Source organism: Methanopyrus sp., from assembly GCF_053997775.1.
The window spans coordinates 1-10,066 of record NZ_JBMXXF010000033.1 but is presented as its reverse complement, the minus strand read 5'-3'; the positions used below and the strand labels follow the sequence as shown (position 1 = coordinate 10,066).

General features: G+C 72.8%; 8 protein-coding genes. 2 read left to right on the top strand and 6 right to left on the bottom strand.

All coding sequences use genetic code 11. From position 1 onward, the window contains the following. Position 1 precedes the first annotated feature (1 nt). Genes csm5 through cas10 form a run of 6 tightly spaced genes read right to left on the bottom strand, consistent with a single transcriptional unit; the run spans position 2 to position 7,802 of the window. Positions 2-1,075: a type III-A CRISPR-associated RAMP protein Csm5 gene (csm5, locus tag ACXJJV_RS05185; RefSeq protein ID WP_456467120.1), complete on the bottom strand. Its 1,074-nt coding sequence runs from the start codon at positions 1,073-1,075 to the stop codon at positions 2-4. Continuing rightward, positions 1,072-2,397 (bottom strand): hypothetical protein, encoded by a 1,326-nt coding sequence (locus tag ACXJJV_RS05180; RefSeq protein ID WP_456467119.1) that lies wholly within the window; start codon positions 2,395-2,397, stop codon positions 1,072-1,074. Before ACXJJV_RS05180 ends, csm5 begins: the two co-directional genes overlap by 4 nt. A 4-nt stretch (positions 2,398-2,401) precedes the next feature. Continuing rightward, positions 2,402-3,484, bottom strand: coding sequence for a hypothetical protein (locus ACXJJV_RS05175; RefSeq protein ID WP_456467118.1), 1,083 nt, complete (start codon positions 3,482-3,484; stop codon positions 2,402-2,404). A 3-nt stretch (positions 3,485-3,487) separates the two neighbouring features. Then, positions 3,488-4,474, bottom strand: coding sequence for a type III-A CRISPR-associated RAMP protein Csm3 (gene csm3, locus ACXJJV_RS05170; RefSeq protein WP_456467117.1), 987 nt, complete (start codon positions 4,472-4,474; stop codon positions 3,488-3,490). A gap of 12 nt (positions 4,475-4,486) precedes the next feature. Next, positions 4,487-5,029, bottom strand: coding sequence for a type III-A CRISPR-associated protein Csm2 (gene csm2, locus ACXJJV_RS05165; protein WP_456467116.1), 543 nt, complete (start codon positions 5,027-5,029; stop codon positions 4,487-4,489). Position 5,030: 1 nt separating this feature from the next. Continuing rightward, positions 5,031-7,802, bottom strand: a complete 2,772-nt coding sequence (cas10, locus tag ACXJJV_RS05160) for a type III-A CRISPR-associated protein Cas10/Csm1 (protein ID WP_456467115.1) — start codon at positions 7,800-7,802, stop codon at positions 5,031-5,033. A gap of 152 nt (positions 7,803-7,954) precedes the next feature. Here cas10 and ACXJJV_RS05155 point away from each other — a divergent pair, with 152 nt between their 5' ends. Continuing rightward, positions 7,955-8,752 carry a DJ-1/PfpI family protein gene (locus ACXJJV_RS05155; protein WP_456467114.1) on the top strand — a complete coding sequence of 266 codons (798 nt, stop codon included), beginning with the start codon at positions 7,955-7,957 and terminating at the stop codon, positions 8,750-8,752. Between the two features lie 66 nt (positions 8,753-8,818). Next, positions 8,819-10,066 (top strand): hypothetical protein (locus tag ACXJJV_RS05150; protein ID WP_456467113.1); only part of this gene is annotated, 1,248 nt, incomplete at its 3' end.

Here is a 10,066-nt window from a genome sequence, read left to right as displayed (position 1 = left end):
GTCAGGTCGGCTCCACCCGGACGAGCCCCGGCACCTCCCCGTCCACCAGCCGGACCGTCCTCGGCCGCAGGTCGCCCAGCCGGCCGCTCGGGAGCACCCGCCCGAGCAGCGGGACGACGGTCTTGGTGAGTCGGCCGCCGCCCCAGCCCAGCTGCGCGTCCGCGTCCCCCGGGACGTCGACGTTGAACGTCTCCCCGAGCGCCCGGAGGCCCTCCTTCCAGCCCTCCCGGGCCCGTTCCAGCAGGCTCTCCGGTCCCTCCAGCGTCTCCTCCCAGAACTCCCGGAGCTCGCGCCGGGCCGCGCTCAGGAACTCGAACACCGGACGGGGCAGCCTCGGCATCCCCACTTCGCTCCACGACCTCAGTACGTTCCTCAGCTCGGTCCCGTCGACGCTCAGCTCGAGCTCGAAGGCTCCGGTGACGACGAACTCTCGGGCGTCGAGGTGACGTCCCTCCGGGTGCAGCTCGGCCCGGAGGATGGCGGTCGTAACCTCCACCGGCCGGGCGTCGCTGACCTTCACCGCCCGCAGGACGTCCGCGTGCGGGTGGACGTTGGGCCACCCGTGGCTCGATCTCTGGGCCGTGCCGCCCTGGAACACGGTGACCCGGAGCCGCCGGTCGAGCGCCTCGCTGGCCCTGTTACCGCCGGGCAGGCGGTCCGTCAGCGTTCCCAGGTTGATCCCCAGCTCGCGCAGGCGCTTCAGGGCGGCGAGCAGGAGGCCGGTCCGGAGGACCCCCTTCACCGAGGTCCCCGGGATCCAGGGGTCGCCGGCTCGCGTCGGCCGGTAGGTGGGCAGGTACCGGTCCGGCGGCTCCCCGGTCCTGAGGGCCACCCGGTGGAGGACCTTCGCCCCCTCGATCGCCCGCTCCGCTCGTTTGTAATCGCCCTCGCGGAGCGCCTCGGCGGCCTCCGTGGCCCGCTCCGGGTCGAGGGTCATCGGGTCGATGACGTGGGCCTCGCGGTCGCGGACGTAGTAGTCCAGCCCGCGGACGAGTTCCTCCTCCCGGCTCACGCCCACGTGGAGCGGCGTGAGCACCTCCAGCCGGAGCCCCGCGGTCTCGAGCCCGCCCTTCATCGGCTCCCCACCCGCTCGATCGCGGTCACGCAGTCGCGGAGGGCTTCGATGGCGGCCCTGGGATCGTCCTCCTCGGGCGGGAACTCGAAGTCGGGCCGGTGCCCGTGGCGGTTCTCCCAGTAGTCCGGGTCCACGTGGGTCTCGCGCAGGGCCCTCCGCACGTCCTCTCCCGTGATGCAGACCGCCCGGTGCGCGTAATCGTCCCGGAGCGGGCGGAGGCCCCGGATCACGTAGTAGCTGGCGAGGGCGTTCACGGCGGCCGCTCGGCCCGCGTCGGTGATCTCGAGCGAGGTGAGACCCTCCAGGTATTCCTCGAGGTAGTTCGCTAGGGTGCGGGCCGGGTCCCGTCGGACACTCGCTCGTAGGTCGTAGCCCGGGTTCCAGTCCGCCTCCCGGGTCGCGTGCCGGGTGAACGTCTCGGGCTCCGGCTCGCGCCCGGAGACGGCGGAGAAGGCGGTCCACAGGATCATCTCCTGGGCGGTGCAGGCGCGGAGGGTGTACTCACCGTACTCCCCGCGCTTGAGGTGCGTGAGCGCCCGGTCCAGGACGTACCGGGTGCGCTCGGCCATGCGCTCGACCGGGTCGTCCGAGAGCGCGCGCTCCACCCGCTCCAGCCGCTCGCGGACGTCCCGGAAGTCCTCCGGGAGCCTCCGGTAGAGCTCCCGGGCCCGCTCGAACTCGAACCGATCCTCGGCCGCCCGCGCCTCCGCGTAGGTGCGGAGGTCTCTCAGCCCGGAGTGCGAGAGCACGCGGGCCGCCGGGTCGTGCAGCCCGTACCCCAGCAGCTCCCTCGCGACCCGATGCAACAGCTCGTCCCCCACCCGGACCCGGGTGACCCCCTCCGACTCGGACACATACACCAGCTCCGCGTCCGGCCGGGCCTCCAGGCCCCGGAGCGTGAGGGACAGCGACTGGGCGGGCGTCCCCGTCGTCACGTCCAGGTAGGCCTCGTCCGCGCCCTCCAGCACCCTCGGCAGCCGCTCCCCGTACACCTCCAGCATCCGGTCGTAGTCCGCCGGGTTCTCCCGGATCAGCTCGATCTCGACCTCCACGTCCAGGAGCTCCCGCATCGCCTCCGCGACGTACCGCGTGTCCTTCGCCTTCAGCCCGCGCGGGGTCGACCCCGGGTCCTGGTCCGTCGCGAAGAGCACGACCCGGTCCGGCTCCAGCGCCTCCAGCGCCCGCTCCAGGATCGGGAACGAGACCCCGTCCAGGTCACCCTCCCTCACGAGCTCCTTCAGCACGTAGTACGGCTCGCTCACCCGCTCGCCGTCCACCCGCACGTCGTTCACGCCCACGTTCCTCACCAGCAGGGTCGCCAACCCGTCACACCCCCTCCGCGCCCCTCACCCGGACCGGGAACCCGCGCCCGTAGACCACGAGCTCGTACCCGTCCCGGTACATCGGGTCGTCCCGGAGGAACGCCGGGAGGAACCTCCCGGGAACCTCGAATCGGACGTGCTCCGCCCCCGGCCACCTCGGGAAGTACGCGCCCGTGCCCGCCAGGTAGCACCGCGGCACGCGGAAGTTCGTAACGTACGGGCCCACCCGCGCGTAGTGCAGCCCCCGCCGCTCCACCCGCCCGTAGAACTCCGCGTCCCCCACGGGCCGGCAGGCCGAGAGCGTGACCGCCGGCGCCCTCTCCTCCACGTTCCTGCGCTGGGAAAAGACCCGACGCTCCCCTTCCCCCGGCCCCCGGAGCCTCGCCGCCAGCACCTCGCCCGCACCCCGCGACCGGGCCCCGCCGACCCCCACGTCCCGCAGGTACCGAACCACCGCCCCCAGCAGTCCCTCCGGGTCGTACTCCGGCAGCTCCCCCTCGAACCTCAGGAAGGCCACGTGGGTGGGACCGCCCGCCGCCCGACCGCTCGCGTAGTCCACCGTGAACGGCGTCGTGTCCTCCCCCGTCCTCGGCACCGCCGCGTGCGTGACCTGGGCCTGCCCGACCACGGTCCCAACGCCGTCGTCCTTGAACAGTCCGCGCAGCTCCTTGCCCATCGCCGTGGAATCAACGTCCTCCACGCACAGACTCAGGAACAGGGAGAGCGGGACGCGCTCCGGCTCGCGCGCGAGCTCGTGCGTCTCGGGCCCCGCCCCCTCCTCGAGCTCCCGGAGCACCCTCCCGTACCACTCCCGGTCCGAGAGCAGCCGGCGCAGGTGCTCGGGCGCCGGAAGCAGCGGCTCGCCGTCCTCGCCCACCGGGAACGCGTCCGAGAGTTCCAGCCCCTCGATGAGCCCCTCCACGACCTCCCTCACGGTCCCCGGGTCCTCCCCGCGCCCGCGCAGCAGCTCCACCGTCGCGCCCAGGATCGCGCCGAAGAGGGTTTGAGCGGGGAGCGAGCGCCGGGATCGCTCCAGGACGTCGCCGGCCCGGTACCGGCCCAGCGAGAGCTCCAGGACCGCCTCCACGCCTCACCGACCCCACGGTAGCCTCCCGAGCACGTCGTCCAGCCGCTCCACCCACTCCTCCGGCCGCAGGTAGCCCCGGTCGGTGAGGTCCCAGGCCCGGACGACCGCCTCGTACCGCTCCGGCTCCCGATCGTGCAGGTGACTGACCTCCTCCTCGTCCACCGCCTCCAGGTCCCGCTCCGCCGGGAACTCCTCCCCGTCGCTCGGGTTCAGGTACCAGCCCGTCGATCGGGCGCAGACCGCCGCGATCCGGAACTCCACCCGGCCGTACCCGCGCGAGGTGCTGTGGCCGATCCCCTGGTCCTCCACGAGCTTCAGCGAGGCGAGCAGGTGCCGCAGGTCGGACTCCAGCTCCCGCTCGCTCTCCACCCGGTAGACGATCTCCAGCCCGAACCGGGAGTTGCGGAGCGCCCGCTCCATCTGCCGCGGGTTCGCCTCCCCCGTCACCCGCTCGATCGCGTTCTCGTGCTTGACCTCCGTCGGCTCGCCCACCCGCTCGATTAGGTGGTTGACCGTGTACCGCGTCGGGTGTGCGTCCCGGAAGGCCACGCGCGCCTCCTTCTTCGTGTCCGCCGCGTCGCACCTGTATTTGTCCAGCTGGTGACCGGCCGTGCCGTACAGCCGGCACACCGGGCAGGTGTCAAGCCCATCCTCCAGCCACGGTGGCTTTCGGCTGAGCTCGCCCTTCTTCAACGCCTCGGCGACGATTTCCGGCCGCACGAACCCGCACTCGTGCCGCTGATTATCGTGCCCACCGAAGAACGTGTCCTCGTCCACGCCGCACTCCTCCATCCACGCCAGCTCGAACAGCGCCCGGCACCGGCCCTTCAGCGACGAGCCGGGGACGTACGGGTACCCCGTCACCGGGTCCTTGATCACCGGGTTGTCCAGCCCGCCGATCTCGATCTCCTCCTCGGACGTGCCGATCCTTGTGCCCGTCAGCAGCCGGATCTCGCCCACCAGCGCCAGCGTGCCCGACACGCCCACCATTCCCCGCACCCCCTACCTCGCGCCCAGGAAGCGGTGGAACGCGATGATCGACTCCATCAGGAAGTGGAGCGCTTCGACGGCGCGGAGCTTGACGTCGTCCTCAACGTCGTCCCTCTCCACGATGCCCGTCGCCCGGCGCATGGCCTCGTCCAGCACCTCATGCAGCCGCTCGAACGCCTCGACCTTCCACCTCTCCCCGCTCGCCCTACCCACCGCATAAGCGAGCGTCACCCGCGCCCGGCCCAGCCGGGCGATGACCTCCTCCCAGTCGCCGCGCCCCTCCGCCGCCTCCCGCGCCGCGTCCCGGACCGCCGTGACTTCGGCGTAGATCTTCCGCAGCTGCGAGTGGGCGACGCCCAGCGCCAGGGCCGCCGTGTAAAAGGCCAGCTCCATCAGCCTCCCCTCATCCGGCCGCAGCCGGATCTTCTGCCGCTTAAACGCGTCCACCAGCTCCTCGAACCGCTGCTTCACCTCATCCGCGCGATCCCTGTCCAGCCGGCCCGGCTTGAACAGGTACTTCTCCCTAAGCTCCGCCAGCTTCAGCTCCGAGCTCATCCTACTCACCCCGCCGCGCGATCAGATGGGGGATGAGCGCGACGTCGACCAGCCCGACGGGGTACGCGTCCGCATCCTCCCCCGGGCTCACGGGCAGGACCGAGAGCAACCGTTGCGTGAGCGTGTCATCGTCCCCCTCCATCCGCCGGACCACGTAGACCAGGCGCGAGGCCGCGCCCACGTCGCCGCGCTCCCACCAAGCCCGGAGCGCCCGGAGCAGCCGGTACGCTCGGGCCTTCTCCCCGAGCGCGTCCCGCACGTCCTCCAGCAGCTCCACCGCCGCGAACGCCCGATCCAGCCGCACCGGGCCGGGGGTCGATCCGGAACCGCTTAGGTTTCCACTCTGACCATTGTTCCCATCTTCGGAAACCGAATTGTTAATTTTAGAAACGCTCAGTCGCGGGAGCGAAACGCGCGCCTTGGGCGCCAGTCGGACCCGCACGGGGTCGTCGCCCTCGCCCGCCCGCTTCGCCCCCCGCTCCCGGTCCTTGAGCGCCCGCAGGACCAGGTGAAACGGGGCCTTCCTCCGGGTGAGCAGCACCGCCCCGGAGAGGGACGCGACCGACAGGTACCCCGTCGCGTGCGCGAAGAGCAGGAAGGCCTCGAACGGCAGGGAGTACGCCTCGTTCCACGCGCCCGCCACCAGCAGGTCGTCCCCGCCCGAGAACACCAGCAGGAACGGTCGGCCGCGCCCCTCCCCGTGCTCCGGTTCGAGCCTCCCGTCCTCCCCGAACCGGGGCAGCAGCTCCAGCGGGTCCAAGGTCCGCTCCCCGTCCGCCAGCCTCACCTCGAGCCCCGGCACGTCGTCCAGCAGCTCCGCGGCCGTGCGGAACCCCAGCGCGTTCACCCAGTGCCGGAACACCAGGTCCGTGAGCCGTGAGAGGGAAAGGAACGTGCCGAACGCGTCCCCGGCCGCCACGCTCACCCAGTCGCCCAGGTTGTCCACGTCCACGTACGCGAGCCCCAGCAGGCTCGCGCCGGGCGCCCGCTCCGCCATCCCCGAGAACGTTGCGAGCCCTTCCTCGCCCTCCGACTCCGGTACGTCCTCCTTCGTCGCCGCGTACCAGGGGAAGTACGACATGACCACCCGGGCCGGGGACTCGGCCTCCCGGGCCGCCTCCAGCGCCTCCCGCACGTGCGCCGGGTCCACCAGCAGCAGCTCGCCCGCCTCGGCGGCGCCCTTCAGACCGTCCCGTCTCACGTGATGCGCGCAGACCCTGCGACCCTCCCGCTCGCACACCACCGCCGCGCCCTCCAGCTCCTCCCCCACCAGGAAGCCCGCGAACACCGGCCGGTCCTCCTCGTCCCGCCGGACCAGCGCGTCGCCCAGGTCCGCCAGCCGCTCGCAGTGCTCGCACCCCTCGCCCTCCCGCATCGGCGCCCCGCACACCGGGCACGGGTCGACCTTCCCGCTCACCCGCGCCTCGGGCAGCCGGGAGCGTCGCAGGTCCCGACCCACCCGGCGTCCCAGCTCCTCCACCTGTCGCCTGAACAGCCCCTTCCTCCGCTCCACGAGGTCCTCGTACCCGAGCCCCACCCACGCGAGCCCCAGCCGCAGCACGCCGTCCGTGCCCTCGAGGACCGCCCGCTTCAGCGCCTCCCGCGCCTCCCGCAGCGCCTCCAGGATCCCGTCGGTGCGAGGTAGGAGGAGCGTGAACCCGCCTCCCGCGGCTCGAAGCAGCAGGGCGGGGTGCGCCCACTCCCCCAGCGCCTCGCGGAGCGTCGCCCAGGCCGCGCCCGCCGTGAGCAGGTCCACGAAGGCCGAGCGACCCCGGATGATCTTCAGGTAGGAGGCCGGCCGGCGCCTAGCCTCCAGCGGGGACGCCCGCCGCACGGACCGAATGAACTCCCCGATCCCACCCAGCGCCCCCCGCACCAGGAGGAACCCGTCCTCCCCCTCCCTCAGGCCCTCCTCGAGCGCGTCGTAGGCCTCCGCCGGGTCGTCCTCCGGGGCGTCCAGGCACCCCTCCTCCACGAGGTGACCCAGGCAGACGGCGAGGGCGGCCGTGAGGAGGCCGTGATCGTAGAGGGAGATCGCCCGCATGTGGTCCCGGCCCTCCGGGATCCAGTGCTGGGCGGGGACGAGCGAGGCCACCGCCTCCAGCGCGACCCGGGCCGGGTCGAACGGGTGCGGGTGCTCCGGCGCGCCCAGCTCGCGCAGCAGCTTCACCAGGCTCTCGCTCAGCCGACGGTACCGTTCCCGGCACTCGTTCTCGTCCACCTCCGACCTCGACGCCGTCTCCGGGGGCCGGAACTCCCGCGGGTGCACGTTGAAGTGCAGGAGCCCGAGCTCGTCCGGCAGGAACTCGGGTCGAGCTTCCTCCCAGCCCAGCCCCCGGACGTCCCCCTTCAACCGCTCCCGGAACAGTCCCCACACCCGGTGCCAGGGGTTGAGCAGCGTCCAGAACGACCGCCTGCTCCCCTCACCCTCCTCCCGATCGAGCTCGTTGCGGCGCTCGGCGCTCGCCAACGTGTCCGCCAGGGCCACGCAGGCCAGCTCCAGCCCCCACTCGCCCGGCGCCGCCACCCCTAGCCGGTCCGGGTCCGCCCGGGTGAGCGCGTCCCGGTCCCTCCTCCTCCGGTCCCGGTGGTGGTGCCGGGCCGCGAGCACGGCCAGGCCCAGCGTCTCGTCCCGCTCCGCCCGGTCCCCGAAAGCCTTCTTAAGCAGCCGCTCGCCCGATTCCTGGTGGTTCTCCCTCGAGCCGACGTACCGCTGCCTCAGCTTCCCCACGTCGTGCAGGAGCCCCGCCAGCGCCAGCCGCTCCGCCCGCACCCTCCGGCCCCCGGGCTCGGGGTTAGGGTGGCCACCGCGGCATCGGGACTAATTAACGGCGCGCACCGTCGGGTCCGTTAACCGCGGGTTAACCCGGGTCTTTCGAAACGCTCATGCCGCCCGACGGCCCCCGGTCCCTGGGGGTCGAGCGGTTGAGGCCCGCGGTCGCGGCGCTCGGGATCCTGGTGCTGCTGGCCCAGCCGGCGGAGGGCCTGCGGGTGGCGGTCTTCGCCCCGAAGGACGTGGAGCCCACGTGCCTGCGGGCGATCGAGGAGGTGCTGCGGGGCGCCGGGATCGACTTCGACGAGGTGCGGGGCGGGGACATCGCGAGCGGGTCGCTCCTGGGCCGGTACGACGCGCTGATCCTCCCGGGCGGCGCGTACGCGGATCGGGTGACGGGCAACCCGGGGTTCGTGAGCGCGCTGCGGGAGTTCGTACGGTCGGGCGGGAAGGTCATCGGGATCTGCGCGGGCGCGATCACGGTGGTTCGGGCGGGGCTGGTTCGGGCCAGGATCGAGAGGGTGGGGCTGGGCGTCGGCAGGGTCACGCTGAGGCTGGAGCGGGACCGGCTGACGGAGGGGCTGCCGGACCGGCTGGAGGTCACGTACATCAACGGGCCCGTGATGCGGTCCGAGGGCGCCAAGGTGGTCGCCCGGTACGCGGGCGGGATCGTCAGGAGCGGGGATGCGATCCTGGTGGACCGGTACGGTAAGGGCGAGGCGATCGCGATCGGCCCGCACCCGTGCCACGACGAGAACGGCAACCTGAACCGGGAGGGCGCGAAGCTGCTGCTCAACGCCCTGGGCGTGAAGGCGTGGGAGGTGAAAACGGGGGCGAGGTCGGGCGGAACCAAGGGAGGAAGCTGGTGGCCGACGCCGGTGCTCCCGGTGGCGGTGGCGCTGGGCCTGGTCGTCGCCCTCACGGTCCGCGGACGCGCCCGATCGGGCTGACGCCCCCGGCGGAGTCTTTTCGACGCCTTTGGTCACCCGGGACCCGACCCACCCGGGGCTCCCGGCTTGCTGCCCGCGCTCCTCCTTCCGCTGCTGCTTACGCTCCCGGCCCTCACCCCGGCTCAGGCCTGGGGGCTCGAGGTCTCGGTGCGGCACGACCGATCGCTCCAGCTGGACCGCGACGGGTGGGCCGTCGTCGGCGCCCTGCGGGCGTACTCCAGCTACTACGGCCCGCTGCCGCACGGCGAGTGCGAGCGCGCGAGGGAGATTCACCTGGTCCGGTACCGGTGGGCGCGGACCGGCCTCGCCTGCACCGTGGACGGGATCGTGCTGGGCCTGCGGTGGTACTACTCCGCTCACCTGTTCGGCCCGTCGGAGCCCGGCGTTCCCGAGCCGTTCGAGCGATCGGGTGGGAGCCTCTCAACGACCGTGAGCGTGCCCCGGGGCGAGGTGAGCGCGGTGGGCGCCCTGTGGGCGAGGATCGGCGGGTCCTACCGGTCGGTGCCGGTGCTGGCGGTGCGCTCCGACGGAACGGTCCGGCTGGTCGTGCTCGACGAGCGCCCGCGCGTGCTCGAGCTGGGGACCGTCGAGGGTGACGTGGTGCTATCGCACTCGCTGCTGGAGGTCCGTCGGATCGAGGGCCGTCGAAACGTGACGGTGCCCCCGCCACGGATCGTCTTCGTGGACTCGTCCGGGCGCCTGGTGGAGGTGGATCCGATCGGGGGCGGGCGCCGCGTCCTGGCCCGCGTGAACGGGCCGGCCCGCGTGTGGGGATGGATCGCGGGCGGCTACCTCGTCACCGTCGGCGACCGGACGCTGCTCGTCCTCCCGAGCGGCGAGGTCCGGAAGGTGGAGGTGCCGAGGGGCTGGCGGGTCCTGGCGCTGCCGGGGGACGACTACCTCCGGAAGTGGGGCTTCCTGGTCCTGGCCTCCGGGGAGGGGCTGGCCGTGGGTCGGCTTGAGGGGTCGATAGTCAGGGTACTCACCCCGGCGCTGAGGGTCCCGGCCGACGTCAGGCTGGCGTGGCTGACCCCGTGGCACTGGCCGGGCTACGGAACGGTCTGGAGCTGGGAGCCCGAGGGCTCACCCCAGGGGTTCATGATGGCCCTGTGGCGCGGGTCGGAGGTCATCGTCGCGGCCTGGCACCGGGGGTCGCCGTGGAGGGTCCGGCGGGTCGCCTTCCCGGGCCCGGTGGGGTCGGTGATCGGGGTGGCGATCGGGGCGAGCGAGCGCCGGGACGCGCGGTCGGTCTCGCTGGTGTTCGTGCCGACGGAGGGGAGGCTGTCCGTCTACCGGTTGGTCGCCAACGTGACC

Coding starts and splice junctions, on each gene's coding strand:
- csm5 (WP_456467120.1), bottom strand. CDS start 1,075: ATGAAGGGCGGGCTCGAGACCGCGGGGCTCCGGCTGGAGGTGCTCACG.
- csm3 (WP_456467117.1), bottom strand. CDS start 4,474: ATGGTGGGCGTGTCGGGCACGCTGGCGCTGGTGGGCGAGATCCGGCTG.
- csm2 (WP_456467116.1), bottom strand. CDS start 5,029: ATGAGCTCGGAGCTGAAGCTGGCGGAGCTTAGGGAGAAGTACCTGTTC.